Annotated in this window: 28 protein-coding genes; 18 read left to right on the top strand and 10 right to left on the bottom strand. The window is 71.9% G+C overall.

Annotated elements, in window-relative coordinates; genetic code table 11:
- Positions 1–20 precede the first annotated feature (20 nt).
- From mshD to HC362_RS17860, 6 genes are all read right to left on the bottom strand, one after another.
- Positions 21–920: a mycothiol synthase gene (gene mshD / locus HC362_RS17885; RefSeq protein ID WP_243084924.1), complete on the bottom strand. Its 900-nt coding sequence runs from the start codon at positions 918–920 to the stop codon at positions 21–23.
- A gap of 69 nt (positions 921–989) precedes the next feature.
- Positions 990–2,414: a HAMP domain-containing sensor histidine kinase gene (locus HC362_RS17880; protein WP_243088677.1), complete on the bottom strand. Its 1,425-nt coding sequence runs from the start codon at positions 2,412–2,414 to the stop codon at positions 990–992.
- A 56-nt stretch (positions 2,415–2,470) separates the two neighbouring features.
- Positions 2,471–3,199, bottom strand: a complete 729-nt coding sequence (locus HC362_RS17875; protein ID WP_243084923.1) for a response regulator transcription factor — start codon at positions 3,197–3,199, stop codon at positions 2,471–2,473.
- Positions 3,200–3,236: 37 nt separating this feature from the next.
- A complete protein-coding gene (locus HC362_RS17870) occupies positions 3,237–4,265 on the bottom strand; it encodes a trypsin-like peptidase domain-containing protein (protein WP_279240117.1) in 1,029 nt (342 codons plus the stop codon).
- A gap of 61 nt (positions 4,266–4,326) precedes the next feature.
- Positions 4,327–5,376 (bottom strand): LacI family DNA-binding transcriptional regulator, encoded by a 1,050-nt coding sequence (locus tag HC362_RS17865; protein WP_209266773.1) that lies wholly within the window; start codon positions 5,374–5,376, stop codon positions 4,327–4,329.
- A gap of 132 nt (positions 5,377–5,508) precedes the next feature.
- Positions 5,509–6,279 carry a response regulator transcription factor gene (locus HC362_RS17860; protein WP_243084922.1) on the bottom strand — a complete coding sequence of 257 codons (771 nt, stop codon included), beginning with the start codon at positions 6,277–6,279 and terminating at the stop codon, positions 5,509–5,511.
- Positions 6,280–6,644: 365 nt separating this feature from the next.
- On the opposite strand from HC362_RS17860, the gene HC362_RS17855 reads away from it, so the two are divergent.
- The 11 genes from HC362_RS17855 (at position 6,645) to HC362_RS17805 (ending at position 16,054) form a co-directional block, all read left to right on the top strand.
- Positions 6,645–7,649, top strand: a complete 1,005-nt coding sequence (locus tag HC362_RS17855; protein ID WP_243084921.1) for an alpha/beta fold hydrolase — start codon at positions 6,645–6,647, stop codon at positions 7,647–7,649.
- Between the two features lie 12 nt (positions 7,650–7,661).
- Positions 7,662–7,928, top strand: a complete 267-nt coding sequence (locus HC362_RS17850) for a MoaD/ThiS family protein (protein WP_209266776.1) — start codon at positions 7,662–7,664, stop codon at positions 7,926–7,928.
- Positions 7,925–9,220 carry a hypothetical protein gene (locus HC362_RS17845; protein WP_243084920.1) on the top strand — a complete coding sequence of 432 codons (1,296 nt, stop codon included), beginning with the start codon at positions 7,925–7,927 and terminating at the stop codon, positions 9,218–9,220. Before HC362_RS17850 ends, HC362_RS17845 begins: the two co-directional genes overlap by 4 nt.
- 134 nt (positions 9,221–9,354) lie before the next feature.
- Positions 9,355–10,071, top strand: coding sequence for a DUF2993 domain-containing protein (locus HC362_RS17840; protein ID WP_243084919.1), 717 nt, complete (start codon positions 9,355–9,357; stop codon positions 10,069–10,071).
- A gap of 604 nt (positions 10,072–10,675) precedes the next feature.
- Positions 10,676–11,512, top strand: a complete 837-nt coding sequence (locus HC362_RS17835; protein ID WP_243084918.1) for a sulfurtransferase — start codon at positions 10,676–10,678, stop codon at positions 11,510–11,512.
- Positions 11,513–11,562: 50 nt separating this feature from the next.
- Positions 11,563–11,850, top strand: coding sequence for a DUF1416 domain-containing protein (locus HC362_RS17830; protein ID WP_209266780.1), 288 nt, complete (start codon positions 11,563–11,565; stop codon positions 11,848–11,850).
- A 77-nt stretch (positions 11,851–11,927) separates the two neighbouring features.
- The gene (locus HC362_RS17825) at positions 11,928–12,296 is read left to right on the top strand and encodes a DsrE family protein (protein ID WP_243084917.1); all 369 of its coding nucleotides are present in this window, start codon (positions 11,928–11,930) and stop codon (positions 12,294–12,296) included.
- Between the two features lie 293 nt (positions 12,297–12,589).
- Positions 12,590–13,165, top strand: coding sequence for an FABP family protein (locus HC362_RS17820; protein WP_243084916.1), 576 nt, complete (start codon positions 12,590–12,592; stop codon positions 13,163–13,165).
- 388 nt (positions 13,166–13,553) lie between these two features.
- Positions 13,554–14,408 (top strand): LAETG motif-containing sortase-dependent surface protein, encoded by an 855-nt coding sequence (locus HC362_RS17815; RefSeq protein WP_243084915.1) that lies wholly within the window; start codon positions 13,554–13,556, stop codon positions 14,406–14,408.
- 76 nt (positions 14,409–14,484) lie between these two features.
- Complete coding sequence (locus HC362_RS17810) at positions 14,485–15,021, top strand: transcriptional repressor (RefSeq protein ID WP_243084914.1); 537 nt, start codon at positions 14,485–14,487, stop codon at positions 15,019–15,021.
- Positions 15,022–15,040: 19 nt separating this feature from the next.
- On the top strand, positions 15,041–16,054 hold the full coding sequence (locus tag HC362_RS17805; protein WP_243084913.1) for a glycine cleavage T C-terminal barrel domain-containing protein: 1,014 nt from the start codon (positions 15,041–15,043) through the stop codon (positions 16,052–16,054).
- A 34-nt stretch (positions 16,055–16,088) separates the two neighbouring features.
- Here the strand turns inward: HC362_RS17805 and dtd are convergent, their stop codons facing one another.
- Positions 16,089–16,514 carry a D-aminoacyl-tRNA deacylase gene (gene dtd / locus HC362_RS17800; protein WP_243084912.1) on the bottom strand — a complete coding sequence of 142 codons (426 nt, stop codon included), beginning with the start codon at positions 16,512–16,514 and terminating at the stop codon, positions 16,089–16,091.
- A 152-nt stretch (positions 16,515–16,666) separates the two neighbouring features.
- Between dtd and HC362_RS17795 the strand changes: the two genes are divergently transcribed.
- The 3 genes from HC362_RS17795 to HC362_RS17785 all read left to right on the top strand — a co-directional run bounded on the left by HC362_RS17795 (position 16,667) and on the right by HC362_RS17785 (position 19,687).
- A complete protein-coding gene (locus tag HC362_RS17795; protein ID WP_243084911.1) occupies positions 16,667–17,218 on the top strand; it encodes an ABC transporter substrate-binding protein in 552 nt (183 codons plus the stop codon).
- Between the two features lie 183 nt (positions 17,219–17,401).
- On the top strand, positions 17,402–18,352 hold the full coding sequence (locus HC362_RS17790; protein WP_243084910.1) for an asparaginase: 951 nt from the start codon (positions 17,402–17,404) through the stop codon (positions 18,350–18,352).
- A 63-nt stretch (positions 18,353–18,415) separates the two neighbouring features.
- A complete protein-coding gene (locus HC362_RS17785) occupies positions 18,416–19,687 on the top strand; it encodes a GNAT family N-acetyltransferase (protein WP_243084909.1) in 1,272 nt (423 codons plus the stop codon).
- 138 nt (positions 19,688–19,825) lie between these two features.
- Here the strand turns inward: HC362_RS17785 and HC362_RS17780 are convergent, their stop codons facing one another.
- On the bottom strand, positions 19,826–20,008 hold the full coding sequence (locus tag HC362_RS17780; protein WP_209266790.1) for a hypothetical protein: 183 nt from the start codon (positions 20,006–20,008) through the stop codon (positions 19,826–19,828).
- 245 nt (positions 20,009–20,253) lie between these two features.
- On the opposite strand from HC362_RS17780, the gene HC362_RS17775 reads away from it, so the two are divergent.
- The 4 genes from HC362_RS17775 (at position 20,254) to HC362_RS17760 (ending at position 23,746) form a co-directional block, all read left to right on the top strand.
- Positions 20,254–21,120: a winged helix-turn-helix domain-containing protein gene (locus HC362_RS17775; RefSeq protein WP_243084908.1), complete on the top strand. Its 867-nt coding sequence runs from the start codon at positions 20,254–20,256 to the stop codon at positions 21,118–21,120.
- A gap of 131 nt (positions 21,121–21,251) precedes the next feature.
- On the top strand, positions 21,252–22,427 hold the full coding sequence (locus tag HC362_RS17770; RefSeq protein ID WP_243084907.1) for an aminoglycoside phosphotransferase family protein: 1,176 nt from the start codon (positions 21,252–21,254) through the stop codon (positions 22,425–22,427).
- Positions 22,428–22,541: 114 nt separating this feature from the next.
- Positions 22,542–23,267 (top strand): HAD-IA family hydrolase, encoded by a 726-nt coding sequence (locus HC362_RS17765; RefSeq protein ID WP_243084906.1) that lies wholly within the window; start codon positions 22,542–22,544, stop codon positions 23,265–23,267.
- Positions 23,268–23,326: 59 nt separating this feature from the next.
- Positions 23,327–23,746 carry an ankyrin repeat domain-containing protein gene (locus HC362_RS17760; RefSeq protein WP_279240116.1) on the top strand — a complete coding sequence of 140 codons (420 nt, stop codon included), beginning with the start codon at positions 23,327–23,329 and terminating at the stop codon, positions 23,744–23,746.
- Between the two features lie 45 nt (positions 23,747–23,791).
- Here HC362_RS17760 and HC362_RS17750 read toward each other — a convergent pair whose 3' ends face one another.
- Both HC362_RS17750 and HC362_RS17745 read right to left on the bottom strand, forming a co-directional pair.
- The gene (locus HC362_RS17750) at positions 23,792–24,550 is read right to left on the bottom strand and encodes a class I SAM-dependent methyltransferase (RefSeq protein WP_243084905.1); all 759 of its coding nucleotides are present in this window, start codon (positions 24,548–24,550) and stop codon (positions 23,792–23,794) included.
- A gap of 79 nt (positions 24,551–24,629) precedes the next feature.
- Positions 24,630–25,514, bottom strand: coding sequence for a virginiamycin B lyase (locus tag HC362_RS17745; protein ID WP_243088675.1), 885 nt, complete (start codon positions 25,512–25,514; stop codon positions 24,630–24,632).
- Positions 25,515–25,592: the final 78 nt, after the last annotated feature.

Below are 25,592 nucleotides of genomic sequence, written 5' to 3'. Positions count from 1 at the left end.
CGCTCCTTCGGCCGCAGCCCTCACGTCTCCGTGCGGTACATCAGGTCCGTCTCATGGGTGCGGAAGCCGAGGCCCTCGTAGACGCGGACGGCGGCGGTGTTGTCGGCGTCGACGTAGAGCATGGCGGTCGGCAGTCCGCGCTCCTCGGCGAGGTACCGCAGGCCGATGGCGGTGAGAGCCTTGCCGAGGCCGCTGCCCTGGGCTTCGGGGCTGACCCCGAGAACGTAGACCTCGCCCAGTTCCTCGGCCGAGTGCACCTTCGTCCAGTGGAAGCCGATCAGGCGCCCGTCCCGCTCGGCGAGGAAGAAGCCGACCGGGTCGAACCAGGGCTCGGCCTTGCGGTCCTCCAGATCGCGCTGGGTCAGATTGCCCTGCTCGGGGTGGTGCGCGAAGGCGGCGGCGTTGAGGGCCAGCCAGGCGGCGTCGTCCTCCCCGGGACGGAAGGCCCGAATCGTCACCCCCTCGGGCAGTGACGGTTCGGGCAGGTCGAGCCCGGCGAGCGGGCGCCGCAGCTGCCGCAACTCGCGGAAGAGGGTCATGCCCAGGCTCTGCGCCAGGTGCCGGGCCGCCGGGTGACCGCCGTGCGCCCAGACCCGCAGCCGCCGCCCGGACTGCTCCAGGAGCACCTGTCCGAGCCGCCTGCCGAAGCCGTTGCCGCGGCGCGTGGGTGCGACGACGAGCTCCCCGGCGGGTGCCTCCACCGGGTCGGTGTCCTCCAGTTGCGCGTAACCGGCCAGGACCCCGTCGCCGTCGCGCAGCAGCAGATGGCGTACGCCCGGGCGCGCGCCGCCGCGCAGTTGGAGCCGGCCCTGCTCGGAGACGGCGGGCTGGCCGTCCTCCCGTGCGGCTGCGTCGATCAGCGCCTGGACCTCTCGTACGCCCTCCGCGGACACCTCGTCCACAACATCCACGTCACTCATGGGAACGACCCTACGGCCGAACGCGCGCGAACGGACCGCCCGTCCCCCCATCCCGCCCGTCCCGTGAACTCAGCCGGGCGCCCCGGTGGGCGGCGGGGTGGGGGCTCCGGGCAGCCGCAGTACCGCCTCGGTCCCCGGGCCGCCGTCCGCGGGCTGCTGGAGCCGCACTTCGCCGCCGCTCTGCCGCACGGTGCGGGCGACGATCGACAGGCCGAGGCCCGATCCTGGCAGGCTCCGCGCCGAGGGGGAGCGCCAGAAGCGGTCGAAGACGTGCGGGAGTTCGTCGGCGGGCACCCCCGGGCCCTGGTCCCGTACGGTCAGTACGCCGTCGCGCAGCCGGGTGTGCACGGTGCCGCCCTCGGGGCTGAACTTGATCGCGTTGTCCAGCAGATTGACCACGGACCGCTCCAGAGCCGCCGGTTCGGCTCGTACGTACCAGGGATCAAGGTCCGTCGTCAGCGTCAGCCGCGGGCCGCGCGGGCGGACCCGCTCCACGGCGCGCTCGGCGATCTCGTGCAGCCCGACGACCTCCGTGCGGGCGGGAGCGCCCGGCTCCTGGACGCTCCCCTCGGCCTCGGGCCCCGCCTCGGGCGCGGCCTGCGGACGCGACAGCTCCTGCAAGTCGCCGATGAGGTCCGCCAGCTCGGCCATCTGCGCCTGCACTGACGTCAGCAGCTCCCTGCGGTCCTCCTCGGGAAGCGCCCGCCCGGTCTCCTCGCTGCGCACCAGCAGATCGATATTGGTGCGCAGCGACGTCAGCGGGGTGCGCAGCTCGTGGCCCGCGTCCGCGATCAACTGCTGCTGCAGCTCGCGCGAGGAGGCCAGCGCCTCGGTCATGGCGTTGAAGGAGCGGGAGAGCCGGGCGATCTCGTCGTGGCCGTCCGTCGGGATGCGCACTGCCAGGTCCTCGGTGCGGGCGATGTGCTCGACGGCCTCGGTGAGCCGGTCGACGGGCCGCAGCCCTGCGCGGGCCAGTGCGACGCCGGCGCCCGCCGCACCCAGCACACCCGCGCCGCCGACCAGGGAGAGGATCAGCGCGAGGTTGCGCAGCGACTCGTCGATCTCGGCCATCGGCCGGGCCACCGAAACAGCGAGGTTGGTGCCCGCCACGGGGGTGGTGCGCACCCGGTACTCGGTGCCGTTGGTGGCGCGCGCCGTGTGCAGCGACTCGCGCCGGCCCCGCTCGGCCACCCGCACATCCGCGTCGGTCACATCCAGCTTCCGCCCGACGATCACGCAGCTGCCGCCGGAGGTGTCCACCACCTGCACGGTGGCACCGAAGGGGTTGGGCGCGGGCCGGTCGGGCGGGGTGCACTGCCCGGACTGCACCCGGTCGACGACGGTGGCGGGCGAGACGGAGGTGTCACGCAGCGAGTCGTCCAGGGAGTCCAGCAGCTGCGCGCGTACCAGGAACCAGCAGGCCAGCGCGCAGGCGGCGACCGCCAGCGCGACCGTGGTGGCGGCCAGCAGCGCCAGGCGTCCGCGCAGCGGCATGGAGACGGCCCGCGCGCTCCGCCGCCGCAGCCGGAACAGCGCGCTGCGCGGAGAGCTCACGCCTCGTCCCGCAGCACATAGCCCACGCCGCGCACCGTGTGCACCAGGCGCGGCTCGCCGCCCGCCTCGGTCTTGCGCCGCAGGTACATCACATACACATCCAGCGAGTTGGACGACGGCTCGAAGTCGAAGCCCCAGACGGCCTTGAGGATCTGCTCCCTGGTGAGCACCTGACGCGGGTGGGCCAGGAACATCTCCAGCAGCGTGTACTCGGTACGCGTCAGCTCCACAGGCCGCTCGCCCCGGGTGACCTCCCGGGTGAGCAGGTCCATCCGCAGGTCGGCGAAGGTCAGCGTCTCCGGCTCCTGGGCCGCCTCGGCCTGCGCCTGGGCGCGCGCGTAGGAGCTGCGCCGCAGCAAGGCGCGGACGCGGGCGAGGAGTTCGTCCAGTTCGAACGGTTTGACGAGGTAGTCGTCGGCCCCCGCGTCCAGCCCGGTGACGCGGTCGCCGACGGTGTCGCGCGCTGTCAGCATCAGTACGGGCACCCGCACCCCGGTGGCCCGCAGCCTGCGCGCGGCCGTCAGCCCGTCCATCCGGGGCATCAGCACATCGAGCACGATCAGATCGGGCTGGTGCTCGGCCACCTTCTCCAGGGCCTCGGCTCCGTCGGCGGCCAGCAGTGTCTCGTACCCCTCGAAGCTCAGGCTGCGGCGGAGCGCGTCACGGACGGCGGGCTCGTCGTCCACGACGAGGATGGTCTGTTTCGTCTGCGTCTCGGCGGGCATGGTCACCAGCTTGGCACCGCCCTCACCAGCGGGAGCGTCATGCACCGCCGTTCCGCAGCGAGTCCAGGTCCTGCTTCACGTCGTCGACCGGGATGGCGAAGCCGAGCCCGACGCTGCCCGCACTGGCCTGGGACGCCTGTCCGCCGCCCGAACCGGACGAGAAGATGGCCGAGTTGATGCCGATGACCTGCCCGGCCATGTTGAACAGCGGGCCACCGGAGTTGCCCGGGTTGAGGGAGGCGTCGGTCTGAATGGCCTTGTAGGTGGTGGTCTCCCCCTGGACGCCGCCGTTGTACTGGCCGCCGCCGAACTCGAACGGCCACCCGTCGCCGTCCCCCCGGCCGCCCTGCGGCTCGTTCTGGTCGCCGTCCGACTTGGGGACCTTCACCTCGCGGTCCTTGGCGGAGACGATGCCGCTGGTCACGGTGTTCGACAGGCCCTCGGGCGAGCCGATGGCGACCACCTGGTCCCCGACGCCGACCGCGTCGGAGTCGCCGAGCGCGGCGGGCTCGAGATCGCTCTGCCCGTCCACCTCGAGCAGCGCCAGGTCCTTGTCGGCGTCGGTGCCCCTCACCTTCGCCTCCGCGCTCTTGCCGTTGCTGAAGGTGACCTTCACGGAGTCGGCGCCGGAGACGACATGGTTGTTGGTGACGATCTGGCCGTCCTTGGTGATGATGACGCCCGAGCCGGTCGACTGCCCCGAGCCGCTGGTCGCCTTGATCTCCACCACGCTGTCCTTGACGCTCTCCACCACCTGGGAGACCTTGCCCTGCGCTGTCGCGTTGCTGCCGCTGGCGGTGGGCGCCGCCACGCTCGTCCCGCCGTCGCCGCCCAGCAGCTGCTCCATGCCGTACGCGGTGCCTCCGCCGATCACCGCTGCGGCCAGCGCCACGGCGCTCAGCAGCGCGGCGGGCCGCCGCATCCGGCGCCGCCGCGGGCGGCCGCCCTCCTGCGTGGGGAACGCGGCGTACGGAGGCTCGGCCGGTGGCGGCGGCACGGCGCCGAAGGAGGCTGTGCCCTGCGGGTGCTGCGCGTGCTGCGGGTTCTCCCGCTCGAAGTTCTCCATGCCCCTGAGGGTGGCTCCGCAAGATGAGAGCTCCCTGAAGAGGCCCTGAGAAACCCCCGAGTTATGCCGGGTCGCAGCCGCAGGAGCGGCGGATGACGAGCCCGGACGGAAACTGCCGCACCCGGCCCTTGCTGCCGGGAACCCCGCCGTTGCGGGTACCGGGAATCCGCAGCGACTCGTCCAGCACCAGGTCGACGGCCGCCTTCGCCATCGCCTCGCGGTCCGAGCCGACGGTGGTCAGCGGGGGATCGGTCAGCCCCGCCTCCTTCACGTCGTCGAACCCGGCGACCGCCAGCTCGCCGGGCACGTCGATGCCCAGCTCACGCGCCGCGCGCAGCACGCCGATGGCCTGGTCGTCGGTGGCGCAGAACAGCGCGGTGGGCCGGTCCGGGCCGCGCAGCAGATCCAGCGCGACCCGGTAGGTGTCGTACCGGTTGTACGGGGCCTGGAAGAGGCGGCCCTCGACGGACTTGCCCGCCTCCCTCATCGCCCGGCTCCAGCCCTCGACGTGGTCGGTGACCGGGTCCCCGTGCTTCGGCGTGGACTCCATCCCGCCGAGGCAGGCCACGTAGTCGTGCCCGTGCTCCAGCAGGTGCCGGGTGGCCAGTTGGGCGCCGCCCATGTCGTCGAGGACGACGGCGACGTCGTCGATGGCCTCGGGCCGCCGGTGCATCAGTACGACGCGGGCGTCCCACGCGTCGATCTCCGTGGCCGCGTGCTCGCTGGGCCCGGCGCTGATCAGGATGAGCCCCGAGACGCGCATACCGAGGAAAGCGCGCAGATAGTGCACCTCGCGCTCGTCCAGGTAGTCCGAGTTGCCGACCAGCACCATCTTGCCGCGCTCGGCCGCCGCGCGTTCGACGGCGTGCGCCATCTCCGCGAAGAACGGCTGGCGGGCGTCCGGGACGACCAGCCCTATGAGGTCGGTACGCCGCGACGCCATGGCCTGCGCCACCCGGTCGGGGCGGTATCCCAACTCCTTGATCGCGGCGAGCACCCGCTCGCGGGTCGCCGGCGCGACCGGACGGGGACCGTTGTTGATCACATAACTGACAACGGCTGTCGAGGTCCCCGCCACCCTCGCCACGTCGTCCCGCGTCACCTTGGCCACGCCGAGAGTCTACGCGGGATGAGCCACCCTCTTCCCCGCCGCGACGGCGATCAGCCGAAGCGTACGTACCCGGCGGTGCCGAACCCACCCGCAGTGCGGGTCGCTCGGCACCGCCGGACAGGTACGCCGTGGTCAGTCGCCGTTGCGGCGGGAAGTCCCGGCGGCCTCTCGCGTGACACGCTCCGCCTCATCCGCGACGGACTCGGCCGAGCCCTCGCTCTTCTCGGCCGCCTTCTCGGGAGCGACGAAGCGGTAGCCCACATTGCGGACGGTCCCGATCAGCGCCTCGTGCTCGGGCCCGAGCTTCGCGCGCAGCCGCCGCACATGGACATCCACGGTGCGGGTGCCGCCGAAGTAGTCGTACCCCCACACCTCCTGGAGGAGCTGGGCGCGGGTGAAGACCCGCCCCGGATGCTGCGCGAGGAACTTCAGCAGCTCGAACTCCTTGAAGGTCAGATCCAGGATGCGGCCCTTCAGCTTGGCGCTGTAGGTCGCCTCGTCGACCGAGAGATCACCGTTGCGGATCTCCATCGGGCTGTCGTCCGCGGCGATCTGCTGGCGGCCGGTGGCCAGCCGCAGCCGGGCCTCCACCTCGGCAGGCCCCGCGGTCTCCAGCAGGACGTCGTCCACGCCCCACTCCGCCGTGACGGCGGCGAGCCCGCCCTCCGTGACGATCAGCATCAGCGGACAGCCGGGCCCGGTCGAGCGCAGCAGCTGGCACAGCGACCTGACCTGCGGCAGGTCGCGGCGCCCGTCGACGAGGATCACATCGGCGGACGGCGCGTCCACCAGCGCGGGCCCCTCGGCGGGGGCGACCCGCACGTTGTGCAGGAGCAGCCCCAGCGCGGGCAGCACCTCGGAGGAGGGCTGGAGTGCGTTGGTGAGAAGAAGCAGTGAACTCATGCGATGACACCCCTCTGCGCGGGGGCCCACGTGCCACGTGGTTGGTGCGCTTTCGAACGGCCTCGGTTCCGGTCTCGGTTCTGCACGGTTCGCTTGCCCATGACGTCGAGTTCCCTCCTGGCGCCCCGCGTCCCGGGCGCCACCCGGGACGTGGCCCGGGGGAATATGGCGGCACTGCTTCGTACGGCACTGCCCGAGGGCCGGGCCGCGGCCTGTCCCACCGGCCCCGACCCCCAGAAAGCACAAAAGGACCCGGGGGCGACGCTGCCCGGATCCTGCTTGCAGAGCAGAATACCCGGACGAGGGACCGAGCGGCATGTGATGTCGCTCGCGATCACCAGCAGACCGTTACGGAGAGTTTCCCTATGGGTGCGGTTCGCACCGTGTTGCGGGCGGCGGACGGGGTCCGCATCGAGGCCGAGTACGAGCCGTACGCGGGCGGGGCCGGCGGAGCCACCGGCGCCGACGCGGCCGGGGACCCGGGCGTGATCGTGGTGGCGCACGGCTTCACCGGCTCCCTCGACCGGCCCGCGCTGCGCCGCGCGGCCACCGCCTTCACCCGGTACGCGGCCGTCGTGACCTTCTCCTTCCGGGGCCACGGCCGCTCGGGCGGGCGCTCGACCGTGGGTGACCGGGAGGTGCTGGACCTGGCGGCCGCCGTGGCGTGGGCCCGTACGTTCGGACACCGCCGGGTGGCGACCGTCGGCTTCTCGATGGGCGGCTCCGTCGTGCTGCGGCACGGGGCGCTGCACCGCGCCGAGCCCGGCGCCGAGCGCGGCACCGGGCACTCAGCCGGTCACCCAGCGTCAACCTCCGATCCGGTGATGCACAGGGGGCGCACAGTCGCGCGCACGCCCGCCCGGGGCGGCGCACGGGAGGGAGGAGACGCGCGGAGTGACGCGTACGCCGACGCCGTGGTCGCCGTCAGCGCACCCGCGCGCTGGTACTACCGGGGCACGGCGCCGATGCGGCGGCTGCACTGGGCCATCCAGCACCCCCTCGGACGCCTGGTCTCGCGCTACGGGCTCCGCACCCGCGTCCACCACCGGGACTGGGACCCGGTCCCCCTCTCCCCCGTGGCCGCGGCCCCGCTGATCGCCCCCGTACCGCTGCTGGTCGTACACGGCGACCAGGACCCCTACTTCCCGGTCGACCATCCCCTCGCGCTCGCCGAGGCGGCGGACCCGGAAGCGTCCGAGCTGTGGCTGCTGCCCGGTTTCGGCCACGCGGAGAACTCCGCCGACGCCGAACTGCTGGACCGGATCGGCGACTGGGCGGCGACCCGGCTACAAGCACCGGCCGCGAGGGCCCATCATGTAAGCCGCACACCGGATCACCTACAGGACGCCACCGAGGGCACGGACGGCTGAGAGGGACCCACCATGGCCAGCGGCACGATCCGCTACTGGGCGGCGGCGAAGGCCGCGGCAGGCACCGCCGAGGAGCCGTACGACGCCGGCACCCTCGCGGACGCGCTACGGCGCGCCCGCGAGCGGCACGCCGAGCGGCCCGAGTTCGCACGCGTACTGCTGCGCTGCTCCTTCCTGGTGGACGGCGACCCGGTCGGCACCCGCACCCACGAGACCGTTCAGCTCAGCGAGGGCGGCACCGTCGAGGTCCTCCCCCCGTTCGCCGGAGGGGCCCGATGAACGACGGCCGGCACGAGGAGCCCTACGGGGCGCACCGGGGCGCGTATGACGGCTCCTACGCGTATGACGGCTCTTACCCGGCGGGCCAGGACGGGACGTATGACGCGTCGTACGACGCGGTGTACGACGCGGCGTACAACGCCTCGTATGACCCGGTGTCCCCGGCGTACGACGTCACCTATGAAGTGACCCGGGCCGACGCGCCTCCGCCGCCCCACCTCCCGCAGCCGCCGCAGCTGTCGCAGGGGGCCTCCTGGGACGGCGTACTGCCGCACGAGGCGCCACCGGCGCACCAGCCGCTGCCCGAACCCACCGGCTCGCCCTGGCCCGGGGCGCCCGGACCCCTCCCACCGGAAGACCGCTCGGAACCACTGCCGATGCCTCAGCCCCAAGCCCAGCCACAGCCGCAACCGCAGCCGCAACCGGGGCCCCAGCCTCAGCCGCAGCCCTACGGTGTGCAGGCGCCCGCCCCGGCCCCGGCCCCGGCCCCGCAGCCGCAGCCCGGCCCCGGCCCGGAGGCCGTCGGTGTGCCCTCGGCGCCGTCGGGGGCGCGGCAGCGCACCGGGTCGCCGATCATCGCACCGGGGTTCCAGCCCGCAGCCGTCACCACGGTGCTGGCGGCGCTGCTCGCGGTCACCGCGCCGCTGGGGCAGGGCGCGCTCGCCGGCGCCCTCGTACTGCTCCAGGCGCTGACGGCGGCGGGCTGGTACCGGCTCAACGGAATGTGGCCGGCCCGGCAGGGCATCGCGCTGGCGTTCGTGGCGGGGCTCTCGGCCGACGCCGGGCTGCTGCTGACCGACGGCTCGGCGAACGCGCCCACGGTGCTGCTCGGCGCGGCAGGGGTCTGGTGCGTGCTCTCGCTCGTGCTGCAGTTGCGCAACAACTCCAGCCCCGACGAGCGCCTGTACGCGCTCACCGCGGGCTTCGCCGCCATCGGTCTGACCGTGCTGGCCGCCGGTCTGCTCCCCACCGAGCCCGACGCCGTGACGGTGGGCGCCGCGGCCGTCGCGGTGGGAACGCTCGCACGCGTCGTTCCGCTGCCCGGCCCGGTCTCGGTGCTGTTCGCGCTCGCCGCGGCGGCGGGGGCCGGAGCCGCGACGGGCCAGCTCACAGGGGTGGACACGGTGACGGGCGTGCTGACCGGCCTGGGCGCGGGCGTCTGCGCGCTGCTGGGGCTGCGGGTGGCCAGTTACGACTGGCCCTCCCGGTTCGTGCACATGACGGCGGGCGTCGCGCTCCCCCTCACCCTGGCCACTCCGGCGCTGTATCTGCTGGGCCGCACCCTGCTGTAACAACGCCCCACCGGCCTCGTCCGTCACACCAGCCCCTGGCCTGATACCGCTCCTTGCGGGTTACGCTCGCAGCTAGCCGGCCGACTTGGCCGACCGGCTCGTGGCCAGCCGACTCCTGGGGGGATACGGACGCGATGCGCGCACTTCGCATACTGCTTGTGATCCTGGTGGTACTCGCCGGGCTCTTCGTGGCGGCCGACCGCGTCGCGGTGAACCTCGCGGAGGACGAGGTGGCGAAGAAGCTGAAGGGCCAACTCGGTTCCGCCTCGTCCGGCGAACCGTCCGTGTCCATCGAGGGCTTCCCCTTCCTGACCCAGGTGCTCGCCAAGGACCTGGACAAGGTGAAGGTCGAGGTCGAGGGCGTCACCGCCACCACCAGCGACCGCCAGGTGCGGCTGAGCAAGGTGAGCATGGAGGCCCGGGACGTGAAGCTGTCGAACAACTTCGGCTCCGCGGTCGCCGAGCGGGCCACCGGCACCGTGCATCTGTCCTACGCCGATCTGACCAAGGCGGCGGACGACGGCGTGCGGGTCAGCTACGGCGGTAAGAGCACTTCCGGCAAGGACCAGGTGAAGGTCAGCGCCGCTGTGGCCCTGCCGATGGTGGGCCGCACCCTGGAGCGGAGCGTCTACAGCACCGTCAGTGTGACGGGCGGCAACACGGTGCGGCTGCACGCCGACGAGGTTCCCGGCTCGAAGATCCCCGGCGTCGAGGAAGCGATCCGCAAGAAGATCGACTTCGACCGCACGATCGACCGGCTGCCCGAGGGGCTGAAGCTGGAGAAGGTCGAGACCACGAAGGACGGGGTGGACGTCTCCATGTCCGGCACGGATGTCCATCTGGCCGGCTGAGCAGAGGCTGCCCCTCGCTGCGCGTCGCAGGCTGCGGGTACGTCGTGGCTGGTCGCGCAGTTCCCCGCGCCCCTGACGGGGCGCGTGCCGCCCTCCCCTGCGCTGGCAAGCGCAGCCCACGTCGCCGGGTACGCAGGCGCGAGACCTTGCGTCCGGTATCCGAGACGAACGGCGACCGAGGCGCGTCACCCCGGCCCCTCTCCCCGCGATCACTCCCACATAGCGGACGAACCCGTCTCACATCGCGGATCGGCGGTGACACAGGCCCGCCCTCGTCCTTACGATCGACCGCATGAAGCGACAGGCGGACCTCACGAAGCGCCGGGCAGTGGACCTGTGCCGCATCGCCGCCATGCTCTGTCGCGGCTCCCGCTGACCCGCTGACCGTCCGCGCGTTCCGCCGACGCACAGCGCCTCCGGCGCCGCCCCCGCAGCGCGCCGCAGAGCAGTTCCGCATACGACTCCGCGCGCACCGCCGCGCGCACGGCGCACGGCCGCACAAATCGTGCACCCGGCCCACAACGGCGCCGCCCGCGCCGCCGCGTACGCGTACCCCTGTTCGCCCGCCTCCGCCGCATCCACCCACCTCACGAGGAGAGACAGCATGAGCCGCAGCGACGTTCTGGTCGACGCCGACTGGGTCGAGGCCCACATCGACGACCCGAAGGTGGTGATCGTCGAGGTCGACGAGGACACCTCGGCCTACGACAAGAACCACATCAAGAACGCGATCCGCATCGACTGGAAGCAGGACCTCCAGGACCCGGTGCGCCGCGACTTCGTGGATCAGGAAGGCTTCGAGAAGCTGCTGTCCGCCAAGGGCATCGCAGGCGACGACACCGTCGTGCTCTACGGCGGCAACAACAACTGGTTCGCCGCCTACGCCTACTGGTACTTCAAGCTCTACGGCCACCAGGACGTCAAGCTCCTCGACGGCGGCCGCAAGAAGTGGGAGCTGGACTCCCGCGACCTGGTCGCCGAGGTGCCCGAGCGCCCGGCCACCACGTACAAGGCCAAGCCGCAGGACACCTCCATCCGCGCCTTCCGCGACGAGGTCGTCGACGCGATCGGCAGCAAGAACCTGGTGGACGTGCGCTCTCCCGACGAGTTCAGCGGCAAGCTGCTGGCCCCGGCCCACCTGCCGCAGGAGCAGTCGCAGCGCCCGGGCCACGTGCCCAGCGCCCGCAACATCCCCTGGTCGAAGTCGGCCAACGACGACGGCACCTTCAAGTCCGACGACGACCTCAAGGAGCTGTACCAGGCCGAGGGCGTCGACCTGGGCAAGGACACCATCGCCTACTGCCGCATCGGTGAGCGCTCCGCGCACACCTGGTTCGTGCTCCACGAGCTGCTGGGCCAGGAGAACGTCAAGAACTACGACGGTTCCTGGACCGAGTACGGCTCGCTCGTCGGCGTCCCCGTCGAGCTCGGCTCCAACTGACCCTCGCGGCCACCGCGGGCCCTCCCCTCCCTCCCGAAAGGACCCCTCTCATGTGCGGAGCACAGACCGGCGGCCCCGACGCCTCCACCATCAAGCCCGGTGAGACCACCATCCAGGGCAGTGTGACCCGTGACGGGGAGCCCGTCACCGGTTACGTGCGGCTGCTGGACTCGACCGGTGAGTTCACCGCGGAGGTTCCGACCTCCGCCACCGGCCAGTTCCGCTTCTACGCGGCCGAGGGCACCTGGACGGTCCGCGCGCTGGTGCCCGGCGGCACCGCCGACCGGACCGTTGTGGCCCAGGACGGCGGGCTCGCCGAGGTCACCATCGCGGTCTGACCCGGCTCTTCCCCGGGGGCTCCGTCCCTGGGTCCCGGCGGCGGGGCCCACGGGCGGAGCCCCCATATGCTTGACGTATGACATCCCGGAACAAGCTCGTCATCAAGGTCACCGCGGGCGCGGACGCGCCCGAGAGGTGTTCGCAGGCCTTCACGGTGGCCTCCGTCGCGGCGGCCAGCGGCACCGAGGTGAGCCTGTGGCTGACCGGCGAGTCCGCCTGGTTCGCCCTCCCGGGGCGCGCCGCGGAGTTCGAGCTGCCGCACGCGGCGCCGCTGCCCGATCTGATGGCAGCGGTCCAGGCGGGCGGCCGTATCACCTTGTGCACCCAGTGCGCGGCCCGCAGGGGCATCGAGGAGAAGGACGTCATCGAAGGGGTCCGTATCGCGGGCGCTCAGCTGTTCGTGAGCGAGATCATGCCCGAGGGCGTGCAGGCCCTCGTCTACTGACGTGCAGGCCCTCGTCTGCCGAGTCGTCTGCCGGGGCGTCCGCTGAGGCCGCGGGCCGAGGGCTCCGCCGAGAGACCCCTCACAGGCGTTCCCGGCGACCACGACTAGACTCGGTCGCGTCACCGAACACCGCGCAAGGAGACCCACCCCGTGCTTGAGGCATTCTTCACCGCCCTGATGGTCCTGGTCTGCGTCGGCACCGTGGCCTTCGCGGGGCTGACCTTCAAGAAGCTCTACCAGGGCCAGCGCTGAGCGCTCGCCACCCCCGCCACAGCTAGGGATCGACCAGCTCCATGATCGAGATTCCGTCCGACCTCCACCCGGACCTCGTCCCCCTCGCCTTCCTCCTCGGCAACTGGACCGGGGCCGGCGTGGCCGCGCTCGACGACCAGCAGGGTGAGGAGAGCAAGTGCAATTTCGGGCAGGAGCTCACCTTCACCCACGACGGACGTGACTTCCTGGAGTACATCTCGCACTCCTGGGAGCTGGACGCTGAGGGGAAGAAGGTCCGACCCCTGGAGACGGAGACGGGCTACTGGCGGATCGACAAGGACCGCAAGATCGAGGTCGTGATGATCCGCGATCAGGGCATCGCGGAGGTCTGGTACGGCGAGCTGGCCGAGAAGAAGCCCCAGATCGATCTGGCGACCGACGCGGTGGCCCGCACCGCCGCAGCGGGCGAGTACAGCGGTGGCAAGCGGCTGTACGGCTATGTGAACGGCGACCTGATGTGGGTGGGCGAGAAGGCCACGCCCCAGGTGCCGCTGCGGCCTTATATGTCGGCGCATCTGAAGAAGGTCGTCGACCCCAAGGAATGGGCCAAGGACGTCGTGGATCTTCCCGACGACGGAATCGCCTTTTTCCGCTGACCTTTTCCGGGCCTGCCGTCGGCGAACCGCTGCCCGGCTCGTTGATTGTTGTTTGCTGAACTTCCGCCCACCGACGGGGAAACTGACAAGTCGTCGGACGTCTCGGCGGTGTCACGATTGTGAAAGCTGTGAAATAGCACCTCGTTCACGGCGGGGTTCGGGAACTCTCTTTCGACCCCGCGCGCGTGGCACAACCCCAGGTCACAGCCTATGCGAATACGTAGGGTCGATTGCCGGTCGCCCTGCGTCGACGAGCTAATGCGTTCCTCCGAGTGATAAGAATGGCGTTAATCCATTCACCGGCGCGAGTGCCGGCGAGGCCGAGCCGCGCGTTTCCCGCGCCCGCTCGCCGCTGCGCTCGGCTGCCCAACGGGGAAAAGGCACTTCTGTGAATCGTTCTCGCATTACTTCCGCCGCCGCCACCGCTGCGCTGCTCGGCGGACTCGGTGTCGCCCAACTGGCCACCGCAGCAGGCGCGTTCGCGTACGACAGCGGCGCCGACCTCCACTCCGGTGCCGCGACCGGCTTCCTCTACAACCGGAGCACCGGCGAGGTCAAGGACGGCTTCTCGATCACGGTGGGCAACACCGGCCCCGAAGCCACCCGGGCCACCCTCACCGTCACGGGGGTCAAGAACGTCCACTTCGACACCCGTAAGAACGGCAACAAGCCGTCCTTCAAGCGTGACCTCGAAGGGGGCAAGGCGTACAACCACAACCTCACCGTCAAGTCCCTCAGCGACAAGCAGGTCGTCGTCTCGTTCGACCTGAAGGCGGACAACGACGAGGCCGAGGTCGTCAACATCCCGGGCTTCATCTCCGGTGAGAAGCAGACGCTGCGCACCAGCATCAAGGGCGACAAGCCGGACCCGGACACCAGCAACAACACCAAGACCATGAACTACTCGGTCAACGCTCCGGACTGGAACCCCGACAAGCCCAAGCCGACCGAGAAGCCCACCCAGAAGCCGACCGAGAAGCCCTCCGACAAGCCGTCGAAGCCCTCGGAGCCCACGCAGAAGCCCACCAGCAAGCCGTCCAAGCCCAGTGACGACGCCTCCGACGCCAACACCCCGGCGCCGGCGGGCGGCTCGGACAAGGGCGACAGCGGCAAGGGCGGCGACCTCGCCGAGACCGGCAGCAGCTCCAACACGCCGCTGCTCGTCGGCGGTGCCGGTGCGCTCGTCGTGATCGGTGGCCTGGCCGTCTTCGCCGCCAAGCGGAAGAAGGCCGGTCAGAACTGACCCCTTCTTCTTCCAGTAGCGCGGGTCCGGGTGCCACGGGGGCACCCGGACCCGCGCCGCTTCTACACTGGACCCCGTGGCTACCACCGACTGGCAGAGCGACCTCAGGGCGCGCGGGTACCGGCTCACTCCGCAGCGCCAGCTCGTGCTGGAGGCCGTGGACAAGCTGGAGCACTCGACCCCCGACGACATCCTCGCCGAGGTCCGCCGCACGGCCGGCAGCGTCAACATCTCGACGGTCTACCGCACGCTGGAGCTCCTGGAGGAGCTGGGCCTGGTCTCCCACGCGCACCTCGGGCACGGCGCGCCCACCTACCACCTGGCCGACCGGCATCACCATATGCACCTGGTCTGCCGGGACTGCACCGACGTCATCGAGGCCGATCTGTCCGTCGCCGAGCCCTTCACCAGGGCCCTGCGGGAACGCTTCGGCTTCGAGACGGACATGAAGCACTTCGCGATCTTCGGGCAGTGCGAGAAGTGCGGCGCGGAGTCCGGCGGGGCCGCCCATGACGACCGGGCAGCCGGTGCCGACCGGGCAGCCGGTGCCGAGGGGGATGGCGAAGGCGGCGGGAGCGGACCGGCCGCCGGCAAGCCACGGGGTGCCACGTAGCCCGTCGTAGGCTGGGCGTATGTCCTCCAGCAGTTCGAGCAACAGCGCCCCCGCTCCCGCCCCCAGCCCGCTGCTGACCCTGCCCGGCGCGGTGGCGGCCGAAGCCCCCGACGCGGGCGTGGCGGCCCACTACGGCGACCTGTTCAAGGAGCAGCGCGCCCTCGCCGACGGGACCGGATTCGTGGACCTGTCACACCGCGGCGTGGTCACCGTCTCCGGCGAGGACCGGCTCTCCTGGCTGCACCTGCTGCTGACCCAGCACGTGGAACAGCTCCCGCCCGGGCAGGCCACCGACGCGCTGATCCTCTCCGCGAACGGGCACATCGAACAGGCGCTGCAACTCGTCGATGACGGGACGACGGTGTGGATGCACACCGAACCCGGCAAGCAGGGCGAGCTGATCGCCTACCTGGAGAGCATGCGGTTCTTCTACCGCGTCGAGATCGCCGACCGGACACCGGACGTGGCCGTCGTCCACCTGCCCGCAGGCTCCATCGCCGAGGTGCCGGAAAGCGCCCTGGCCGTACGGGAGACCTCGTTCGGGCGGGACCTGTTCCTGCCGCGCGGCGAGCTGACCGGCTTCGCCGCCGCTCACGGGCCGGCCGTCGGGGTACTCGCCTACGAGGCGCTGCGCGTCGAGGCGCGGCGGCCCCGGCTGGGCATGGAGACCGACCACCGGACCATCCCCCACGAGGTGGGCTGGATCGGCTCGGCCGTGCACCTGGAGAAGGGCTGCTACCGCGGCCAGGAGACGGTGGCGCGCGTCCACAACCTGGGGAAACCGCCCCGGCGGCTGGTCTTTCTGCACCTGGACGGGAGCGAGGTGCGCCTCCCGGTGCACGGCGACGCCGTACGGCTCGCTGCCCAGGGTCTGGAAGGGCGGCAGATCGGGTTCGTCACCACCTCGGCCCGCCACCACGAGCTGGGGCCGATCGCGCTGGCGCTGGTGAAGCGGAACGTCGATCCGGACGCCGAGCTGATCGTCGGCCCGGACGCCACCGCCGCCGCGCAGGAAGTGGTCGTCGCTCCCTGAGACGCGCTGAGGCCCCTTGACCACGTGGCGGCCCTCACACCTCCAGCAGCACGGTGAAGGGGCCGTCGTTCGTCAGGGACACCTTCATATCGGCGCCGAAGACGCCCGTCGCCACGGTGGCGCCCAGCGCCCGCAGCTGCGCGACCACCTCGTCGACCATGGGCTCGGCGACATCACCGGGCGCGGCACCGTTCCAGGTGGGCCGCCGCCCCTTGCGCGCGTCACCGTAGAGAGTGAACTGGCTGATCACCAGCAGCGGCGCTCCGATGTCCGAACACGACTTCTCCTCGTGCAGAATCCGCACGGACCACAGCTTGCGCGCGAGCTGCGCCGCCTTCTCCTTCGTGTCGTCGTGCGTGACTCCGACCAGCACGCACAGGCCTTCGCCGACTATCTGACCAACGGTCTCGCCGTCCACGGTGACGTGCGCGCCGTCCACTCTCTGCACCACTGCTCGCATGACCGCCATGATGCCGTGCCGCCGTTCGGCGGGCGCACGGCCACCGTCCGGCGGGTGAGGAGCGGTGCGCGCAAGGGGCACAGAGTGGCACGATGCGCACACGCGGTGCGTTCAGCAAGTACCGCGCAATGGGGATGAGGGGACACAAGCCCATGAGCACAACCGGAGCGGGCCGGTCCCGGACGCCGCGACAGTCCGGGGCCCTGGAGGCCCTGCGTGAGCCGGAGCAGCCGGATCTGCACGCGCTGTGCCTGCGCGAACTGCGGGTCCTGCGGCGCTCGGCTCAGCAGGACGAGGCGGATCTGAGCTATGTACGCAGACTGCTCCAGGGGCGTATCGACATCCTCCGTGCCGAACTGGCCCGGCGCAGTTCGCCGGGGTCACCGCTGCTCGACCTGCTGCCGCAGATCCTCGCCGACGACCCGCCCAGCCACCGCTCCTCGGCGCGGCATGTGACACTCGCCGCACCGCGCAGCGAGGAGTACCGCACGCTGGCCGAGGAGATGCTGGCCGAGGTGGAGCTGAGCGACCTCGAGGCCCGTACGGACGGCGAGCTGCACGACGCGATGGCCCGGCTCGTCCGCTACGAGCAACAGGTCTCGCGCCGCCGCCAGTCCCTCCAGCACACGGCCGACGAGTGCAGCTCGGAGATCGCCCGCCGGTACCGGGAGGGAGAGGCACAGGTGGACGACCTGCTGCCGTAGGCCGGGGGCCCAGGGGGCAGGCACAGCGGATGCGTGAACGGTCGGGGCGGTTCGGTGAGGGGTGTCCGTACGGTTCCGGGAGGGGTGTCCGTTCTGCGCCGTCGCGAGTCCGGTTACGGTGAAGGGTCACATCCGTCTGCCCCGTACGCCGCACCCCGGCGTTCACCACTGGAAGGTCCCGAGATGCCCGAGATACTCCCCGTGCTCGCCGAGGTCGTCAGGTCCGGCTTCACCGAGGGGCAGCACCGGGGCTCGCTGGTGGCGCTGGCGGCCGACGGAAGCGTCATCTGCGCGCTGGGCGACCCGGAGGCGCCGGTCTTCCCCCGCTCGGCGAACAAGCCGTTCCAGGCGTCGGCCGTGCTGCGCTCGGGGCTGGAGCTGGCCGGCGAACGGCTGGCGCTGGCCGCCGCGAGCCACTCCGGGGAGGGCTTCCAGCTCGACCTGGTGCGCACGATGCTCGCCGAGCACGGGCTGGCCGAGTCCCATCTGAAGTGCCCGGCCTCCCTCCCGCTGGACGAGGAGGAGGCGGAGGCGTTCCTGGCGGCGGGCTCCACCCGCACCCCGCTGGCCATGGACTGCTCCGGCAAGCACGCCGCGATGCTCGCCGCCTGCCGGGCCAACGGCTGGCCCGTGGACAGCTATCTCGACCCCGACCACCCGCTGCAGAAGCTGGTCCGCGAGACGCTGGAGGAGAACACCGGCGACCCCGTGGCGCACACGGGTGTGGACGGCTGCGGCGCCCCGCTGATGGCCGTCTCGCTGACCGGCCTCGCACGCGGCTACCGTGCGCTGGCCCTGGCCTCGCCGCAGACCCCCGAGGGACGGGTCGCCGAGGCGATGCGCGCCCACCCCGAGTACGTGGGCGGCACCCGCCGGCACGACAGCCGACTGATGCGGGAACTGCCCGGCGCGGTCAGCAAGATGGGTGCCGAGGCGGTGCAGGGGTTCGCGCTGCCGGACGGGCGCGCCCTCGCGTTCAAGGTCGAGGACGGCGCCGGCCGGGCGCTGGGCCCCGTGCTGGCCCGGGCGCTCTCCGTCCATCTGGGGGTGAGCTCGCCGGTGCTGGAGCGGATCGGGACGGTTCCGATCCTGGGCGGCGGCGTGCGGGTCGGCGAGGTCCGCGCGGCGTTCTGACGGCACCCGCGGGGCCGGGAAAATCCGGGTGCGGCCCGCCCGGCGTACGCCTAGCGTGATCGCATGGTGAACCGTGTCGAGATCCGCACTCTGGCTGGTCCCGAGGAGTACCCCGAGTGGCTGCGCGCCGTCTCGACCGGGTTCTTCCGCGGGCCGGTCGTCACCGACGAGGAAGCGCAGGTCCGTGCGCTGGGCACCGACCTGGCCCGTGTCCAGGGCGCCTTCGACGGCGGCCGGTGCGTGGCCACCTTCCGGACGATGCCGCAGTCGATGACCGTTCCCGGCGGGGCGACGCCGGCCGCGTGCGCGGTCACCGCCGTCACCGTCTCGCCCACCCACCGGCGGCGCGGGCTGCTGACCGGGATGATGGCGAACGCGCTGAGCGCGGCCAAGGAGCGCGGGGACGCGTGCGCCAGCCTGATCGCGGCCGAGTACCCGATCTACGGGCGGTACGGCTTCGGCCCGGCGGCCTGGACCACCGAGTGGGAGGTGCTGATCTCCCGTACGGGCCTGGACCGGCGCTATGCGGGCCCGGCCGACCTGGGGGACGGCGGACGAGTCGAGCTGGTGGACGCCGCCGAGTTCCGCAAGCTGCTGCCCGCCGTCCACGAGCGGTTCCGCACCGGGGCGCAGCGGCAGGGCGCCGTCGACCGCGACGAGAAGTGGTGGCGGCTGGCCACCGGCGACCTGCGCTTCCCGGACGACGGCTTCACCCCCGCCTTCCACGCCGTCTACCGCGACGCCGACGGGCAGCCCCAGGGCGGGGTGACCTACACCTCAGACAACGTATGGCAGGCCAAGCAGCCCGAGCAGACCGTGACGGTGCGGGACCTGTTCGCCACCACGGCCGCCGGGGAGGCCGCGCTGTGGCGGTTCGTCCTGGCGATGGACTGGGTGCAGCGGGTGCGGACAGGTCTGCGCGCCCCGGACGACATCCTGCCGCTGCTGCTGCCGGACCCGCGCGCCGCGCGCACCGTCACCCACGCCGACTGGCTGTGGATCCGGCCGCTGGACGTACCGCGGATGCTGACCGCCCGCAGCTACCCCGTCGCGGGCACGCTGGTGCTCCAGGTGCGGGACAAGGACGGCTACGCGGGCGGGCGCTTCAAGCTGGAGACGGACGGACCGGGTGGCGGGGCGCGGTGTGCGGCCACGACGGAAGACCCGGAACTCTCGCTGGACGTCTCCGAACTGGGTGCGCTGTTCCTGGGGGACGAATCGCCCATGCGGCTGGCGGCGCTGGGCCGGCTGGCCGAGCACCGCGAGGGTGCCGCACAGCGCGCGGAGGTCCTCTTCCACACGGCCCGACGGCCGTGGTGCCCGGACGTGTTCTGAGGCTGCGCCCCCTCATCGGCACAGCGGAGGGGGCGAACAAGCGTGCCGTCGTCAAGCCGCCTTCCCCGTGGCGTGGGTTGATGGGAGGGGAAGGCGGCATGACAGCGGCCCCGTGGTCGGGGCGAGCGCCCCGTGCGGTCAGGGATGGAGCAGCAAGGTGGCTATCACCAGGGCTCCGGCGGTGCTGCATCCGGTGTGCCGGGCTTTGATGCCGATGCTCAGCAGCAGAAAGCCCACGAGGCCGAGGACCCCGTAGCGCACCTGGAGAAGCTGTTCGAAGGCGACGACGGCGACGGCTACGGCGAGCGCGAGGAGTGGCATGGCGGTCCCTCCTTCTCAGGCACGAGAGGAACGGCTGTGCTGGGAATGCGGAGTTCGCCCATGCGTCATCGGACGGGCGGATGGCTCAGGGCCGACCAAGGAGCAGAACGGGACTGGTTGGCACACCTGGCTGCCAGGTTCAGAAGTTGGCGACCAACTCGATTACTACATGCCCACTTGTCCACCATTCGAAAACATCTCCCTGACAACTAACGCCTGATGACCGGAAGTTGTATGGTCATCGCGTGACCAGGAAGCCGACCTCCGCAAGCGGCCGCCGCCCGCGCGACGTGGTCGCCGACACTCTCCGTGAGCGCATCCGGACCGGAAATCTCCAGCCCGGTACCCGTCTGCCCACCCAGCGGGAGCTGGAGGCCGAGTTCTCCGTAGGCCGCAGCGCCGTACGCGAGGCCCTCTCCGCGCTCGCCCAGGAGGGCCTCCTGGAACATGTGGGCCGGGGCGCCTCACCGACCGTGGCCGAACCCACCCACCACGCGGACGCCCCCCGCAGCGCCGGTGTGGAGCTGACGGACCGCCTCCACGAGGCATTTCAGGCCGAGAACGTCGTCATCGACGCCTTCTCGCTCACCACCGAGACCCTCAACAACGCCCTGGCCTGGCCCGTACGGCAGGTCATGGACCGCCAGCTCACCCCCCGCTCGGTCACGGCCCGGGTCCTGATCCCCAGCCTCGGGGCGCGGCTGGCCCTGCCCCGTCTGATCGACGACCCGGAAGACCCCAAGCCCAGGGAGCGGCTGCACCAGATACAGACCACCTACGTCAATGCCCTCAGCAACTCCCTCAGCTCCCTCTCCCAGTTCGGCACCGACGTCTCGCTGACCGTCCGCGCGGTGCCCCTCACCCCCACCCACAAGCTCTACCTGCTCAACGGCGACGAGGCCCTCATCGGCTACTACCAGGTGGTCAAGAACGAGGACGCCGCCTTCGAGGGCGAGCAACTCGCCCTCTATGACGTCCTCGGGCTGACCGCCAAGCTCTTCCGCTCCGTCCGGGGCCCCGAGGCACGGGACGAACAGGAGGCGAGCTTCGTCGAGGAGTCGCAGGAGTTCTTCGACTCGCTCTGGACCACCATCGCCGTTCCCTTCGGGTGACAGGCCTTCGGGTGACAGGCCTTCGGGTGATCGGATAGGGAGCCGCGAGAGGCGGACGGGGGGCAGCCGGTACAGTTCCCGCACCCCGGTGATCTCCGTGGCCCAGCCCACCCGCCCCGAGGACAGCGCCGATGACCTCACCCGCCCTGCGACAGGCCACAGCCGTCGGCGCCGTGGACGGGCCGCTGGCCGGCTACCACCGCGAGTGGTACGTCGTCAGGCCCGAGGGCGAGCTGACCCGGCTGGGGCGGGTGAAGATCGGCGAACCCCGGCAGGGAGCCCTCTGGTTCGACCGGCGGTACTTCGCCTCCGAGGACGAGCTGCTGCTGGAGCTCGCCCGGCTCGGCGTACCGCGCGTCCCGCCCGTCCACCGGGTCCACTCGACCGGGACCGTCTTCCACGGGTTCATCGAGGGCCGCACCCTTGCGTCGCTCTCCCCCTGTGGCCGGCCCGTCGCACCCGTCCATCTGCGGCAGATCATGGAACGGTTCGCCTCGCTGTGCCGGCTGCGCCCCGGCGACGTACGGGCCCGTCGGCTCACGGCGGGCGAGAGCGACGGCGAAAGCGATGGCGAGAGCAACGGCGAGAGCGACAGCGCCGGGTTTCCGCGTGTGCTGCTCGACTTCACGCGCGAGCGCGCCTACCGCGCACGCCTCCCGCGCTTCGGCCCGCTCTTCGCACGCCTCGGCATCCCGCCCGACGCGCTGGGGCCCGGCTCGCGACTGGCGGCAGAGGCAGCGCGGATGGGCGCCCGTCCCGTCTGCCTTCTCCACGGTGACCTGCACCGGGCCAACTTCATCGTCGATCACGCCGACGCACTGTGGACCATCGACTGGGAGCTGGCCTCCTTCGGGGACCCGCTCTACGACCTGGCGACGCACCTGTATCTGATGGACTACCCCGCCTCCCAGCAGGCCCGAGTGGTCGAGGAGTGGCAGCGGACCGTCGCCCCGCTGCTGCCCGGAGCCGACGCGCGGCTGGCCGAGGACCTGCCGCGCTACCTCGACTACAAGCGGGCCCAGTCCGTCTTCACCGACGTGGTGCGGCAGGCCGTCGCGGTCGCCGACGCCGTCGGCTCGCCCGCCTTCGCCGGTCAACTGGGGCAGGCGGCCAAGCTGGTGCACGACGTCCTGGTACGCGCCGCCGAGCCGCTGGAGCTGAGCGACGTACCGAGCCCGGGCGCCGTCGAACTGGCGTACGCGGATTTCTGCACCGGGTCGCAACTCCGCGCATCGTCGGAACTCCACGCCGGGTCGCAACTCCGCGCCGCGCCGACGGACCGTCGATCGGGGCCCGACAGCCGCTGACCGCGCGCGGCCGAGCCTGCGACAATCACTGCCTGCCTGACCGAAGGCACTGGGCCGGTACGGGCGCGTACGCCCACCGGCCAACCAACGGGGACACAGAGGATGGTGGCGGCAGTGGAGCGTCAGATCAGCTCGGCACAGTGCGTGATATTCGACTTCGACGGACCGCTGTGCCACCTCTTCGCCAGGCGCACCGCCGCCTCGGTCGCCGGCCGGCTCCGCGCCGCGTACGCGGCCGGTTCCGACGGCTCCGCCGGGTCCTGGCCCGAGACCACCGACCCCCTGCGGCTGCTGACCGCCGCCTTCGACGACCCGACGCTGCTGGAGCCGCAGAGCGCACAGCGGATGGAACGGTCCCTGACGCTGGAAGAGGTCGCCGCCGCCGAGGTGGCCTTCCCCACCGGATACGCCGACACGCTCGTACGCACCCTGTGCGCCACGGGACGTACGGTCGCCGTCGCCACCGACAACTCCGGCGAGGCCGTCGAGTGCTACCTCGCCGGGCGCTCGCTGCTGGAGGCCTTCTCCCCCGCTCGGCGGCCGGGAAGTGCCCCCAGCCGGGTGTGCGGCCGGGTCTGCGACGGAGCGGCGCCCAAGCTGAAGCCCGACCCGGACTGTGTGCTGCGGGCCCTGGACGCGGCGGGCACCGATGCCGCCGAAGCGGTGATGATCGGGGACTCCGAGCGGGATGTCGCGGCGGCGCGGGCCGCCGGAGTCGGCTTCGTGGGCTACGCACGCAACGAACGCAAGGAGCGGGAGCTGCGCCGCGCCGGCGCCGAGTGGGTGGTGGCCTCGCTGCGCGACATACTGCTCACGGTCGACCCGCTGGCCCACGTGTGAGCCCTACCGGGCACCGGCCAAAGCAGCCTTCGGCCGTCCTCCCTCCGTACGCTGGCCCCATGAGTGACGCACCCACCCCCGCGAGCGACGAACCCGCACACGACCCCGAGGTCCTGGAACTGGCCCAGAAGGTGTTCGACCTGACCCGGCACGGCGACACGGACACCGTCGCCGCCTACGTCAAGGCGGGCGTCCCGGCGAACCTGAGCAACGACAAGGGCGACACCCTCCTGATGTTGGCCGCCTACCACGGCCACCCGGAGACCGTCCGCGCCCTCCTCGCCCAGGGCGCCGACCCCGACCGCGTCAACGACCGGGGCCAGTCCCCGCTCGCCGGCGCGGTCTTCAAGGGCGAGGACGAGGTGGTGCGGATCCTGGTCGACGCGGGCGCCGACCCGCAGGCGGGGACGCCCTCCGCCGTGGAGACGGCCCGGATGTTCGAGAAGCGGGAGCTGCTGGAGCTCTTCGGCGCAGAGTGAGCCACGGACCTGCGCGGGAACGAACGCGGCCGGGTCGGCACCGGATCAAGCCGGCTTGCGCGCCTCGATGAGGAAGCGCGCCGAGTGGGCCACGAACGGGCCCTCGGTCCCGATCCGGTCGTGCAGCTCCCGCAGGCGGTCGCGGTAGCGCTCCACGGTGAAGCCCGGGACCATCCACACCACCTTGCGCAGGAAGTAGACCACCGCGCCGATGTCGAAGAACTCCATACGGAGCCGCTCGGACCGCAGGTCCACCACCTCCAGCCCAGCGGCCTCGGCGGCCGCCCGCTCGTCCTCGGGCCGCCGCCGCTCCCGCGCCTCGGGCTGCGGACCGAGGAAGAACTCCACCAGCTCGAACACCGACGCCGGGCCCACGTGCTGGGCCAGATAGCTGCCGCCCGGCTCCAGCACCCTCGCGACCTCCGACCACCAGGTCCGTACCGGATGGCGGCTGAGCACCAGGTCGAACGCGCCGTCGGCGAACGGCAGCGGCGGTTCGTCGGTGTCCGCGACGACGACCACCCCACGGGGGCGCAGCCGCGCGGTCGCCTTGGTGAGGTTCGGCGGCCAGGACTCGGTAGCGGCCATCACGGGCGGCAGCTTCTCCGCCTCCGCGAGCACCTCACCGCCCCCGGTCTGGAGGTCCAGCGCGGCGGAGGCGGTGGCCAGCCGGGCGCTGCTGTGCCGCTGGTAGCCCCATGAGGGGCGCTCCTCGGTCGCCCGCCCCTCCAGCCAGGAGAAGTCCCATCCGTCCACCGAGACGGAAGCCGCCTCCGCCACCAGATCCGCGAACGAGCGTGTCATCCCTCCACCCTGGCGAACCCGCCTCGGCCGGGCCAGCCGATTTCCGCCGGCCCGGTGACGGCCCTCGCCCCGGAGCCCGCTACGGAGTCCCCGTACCGATCCGGACCACCTCCCCCAGCTCCAGGGCGACATGGAGCGCCCCGTCCGGCCCTACGGTGAGGCCGTGCGGCTCCGATCCCGGTACGGGCAGCGGGTGCTCCGAGATATGGCCGGACGGGTCACGGCGGGCGACCCGGTTCCCGGCCCACTCGGTGATCCAGCAGGTGCCGTCCGGCGCCACGGCCACCGCGTGCGGTCTGGACTCGCGGTCGGGCAGCGGGAATTCGTCGATACGGCCGTCCGGGGTGATCCGGCCCAGTTGCCCCGCGCCGATCTCCACGAACCACAGCTCCCGCTCGCCACAGGCGATCCCCACCGGGGCAGCGCCCTTGGTGGGCAGGCGATGCAGGGTGACGCTGCCGTCGAGCGCCACCCGGGCGACCGCGTCGGCCTGGTTCAGCGTGCACCACAGTGCGCCGTCGGGCCCCGCCACCAGGGCGGAGGGGAAGCACTCGCCGACCGGCAGCGGAAACTCGGTGACCTCCCCTTCGGTGGTGATACGGCCGACTCGATGAGCGCTGGTCTCGGTGAACCAGAGCGCACCGTCCGCACCCGCCGCGATCCCGAACGGGCCGCACTCCGGCGTCGGCAGCGCGAAGGACTCGGCCCGGCCGTCCACCGTGATCCGGCCGATACGGTGATCCTTGGTGCGGGTGAACCACAGGGCGCCGTCCGGCCCCGGTGTGATCACCGTCGGACCGCAGCCGGGGTCGTCCAGCGCACAGGTCGTCGTCCTGCCGTCCGGGGCGACGCGGGCGATGGCGCCCGCCGCCACGAGCGTCACCCACAGCGCGCCGTCCGGTCCGGTGACGACGTCGTAGGGGCCCGCTTCGGAGCCGAAGGCGGCCACCGTGGTCACAGCCACTTCCGGCGCCGCCGTCGGCGCTTCCCCCGGTCCCTCCGGCGCTGCTTCACCCGACGCCTCCCGCGCGGGCGCGGCTGT

This window comes from Streptomyces sp. 891-h (genome assembly GCF_022760275.1).
Taxonomy (GTDB): domain Bacteria; phylum Actinomycetota; class Actinomycetes; order Streptomycetales; family Streptomycetaceae; genus Streptomyces; species Streptomyces spirodelae.
This window is presented reverse-complemented; position numbering and strand designations above follow the sequence as displayed.

Excerpts from the sequence above, each read along its gene's own strand:
- mshD (WP_243084924.1), bottom strand. The coding sequence starts at position 920 with ATGAGTGACGTGGATGTTGTGGACGAGGTGTCCGCGGAGGGCGTACGA.
- HC362_RS17880 (WP_243088677.1), bottom strand. The coding sequence starts at position 2,414 with ATGCCGCTGCGCGGACGCCTGGCGCTGCTGGCCGCCACCACGGTCGCG.
- HC362_RS17875 (WP_243084923.1), bottom strand. The coding sequence starts at position 3,199 with ATGCCCGCCGAGACGCAGACGAAACAGACCATCCTCGTCGTGGACGAC.
- HC362_RS17870 (WP_279240117.1), bottom strand. The coding sequence starts at position 4,265 with ATGGAGAACTTCGAGCGGGAGAACCCGCAGCACGCGCAGCACCCGCAG.
- HC362_RS17860 (WP_243084922.1), bottom strand. The coding sequence starts at position 6,279 with ATGAGTTCACTGCTTCTTCTCACCAACGCACTCCAGCCCTCCTCCGAG.
- HC362_RS17855 (WP_243084921.1), top strand. The coding sequence starts at position 6,645 with ATGGGTGCGGTTCGCACCGTGTTGCGGGCGGCGGACGGGGTCCGCATC.
- HC362_RS17850 (WP_209266776.1), top strand. The coding sequence starts at position 7,662 with ATGGCCAGCGGCACGATCCGCTACTGGGCGGCGGCGAAGGCCGCGGCA.
- HC362_RS17845 (WP_243084920.1), top strand. The coding sequence starts at position 7,925 with ATGAACGACGGCCGGCACGAGGAGCCCTACGGGGCGCACCGGGGCGCG.
- HC362_RS17840 (WP_243084919.1), top strand. The coding sequence starts at position 9,355 with ATGCGCGCACTTCGCATACTGCTTGTGATCCTGGTGGTACTCGCCGGG.
- HC362_RS17835 (WP_243084918.1), top strand. The coding sequence starts at position 10,676 with ATGAGCCGCAGCGACGTTCTGGTCGACGCCGACTGGGTCGAGGCCCAC.
- HC362_RS17830 (WP_209266780.1), top strand. The coding sequence starts at position 11,563 with ATGTGCGGAGCACAGACCGGCGGCCCCGACGCCTCCACCATCAAGCCC.
- HC362_RS17825 (WP_243084917.1), top strand. The coding sequence starts at position 11,928 with ATGACATCCCGGAACAAGCTCGTCATCAAGGTCACCGCGGGCGCGGAC.
- HC362_RS17820 (WP_243084916.1), top strand. The coding sequence starts at position 12,590 with ATGATCGAGATTCCGTCCGACCTCCACCCGGACCTCGTCCCCCTCGCC.
- HC362_RS17805 (WP_243084913.1), top strand. The coding sequence starts at position 15,041 with ATGTCCTCCAGCAGTTCGAGCAACAGCGCCCCCGCTCCCGCCCCCAGC.
- dtd (WP_243084912.1), bottom strand. The coding sequence starts at position 16,514 with ATGCGAGCAGTGGTGCAGAGAGTGGACGGCGCGCACGTCACCGTGGAC.
- HC362_RS17795 (WP_243084911.1), top strand. The coding sequence starts at position 16,667 with ATGAGCACAACCGGAGCGGGCCGGTCCCGGACGCCGCGACAGTCCGGG.
- HC362_RS17790 (WP_243084910.1), top strand. The coding sequence starts at position 17,402 with ATGCCCGAGATACTCCCCGTGCTCGCCGAGGTCGTCAGGTCCGGCTTC.
- HC362_RS17785 (WP_243084909.1), top strand. The coding sequence starts at position 18,416 with ATGGTGAACCGTGTCGAGATCCGCACTCTGGCTGGTCCCGAGGAGTAC.
- HC362_RS17780 (WP_209266790.1), bottom strand. The coding sequence starts at position 20,008 with ATGCCACTCCTCGCGCTCGCCGTAGCCGTCGCCGTCGTCGCCTTCGAA.
- HC362_RS17770 (WP_243084907.1), top strand. The coding sequence starts at position 21,252 with ATGACCTCACCCGCCCTGCGACAGGCCACAGCCGTCGGCGCCGTGGAC.
- HC362_RS17760 (WP_279240116.1), top strand. The coding sequence starts at position 23,327 with ATGAGTGACGCACCCACCCCCGCGAGCGACGAACCCGCACACGACCCC.
- HC362_RS17750 (WP_243084905.1), bottom strand. The coding sequence starts at position 24,550 with ATGACACGCTCGTTCGCGGATCTGGTGGCGGAGGCGGCTTCCGTCTCG.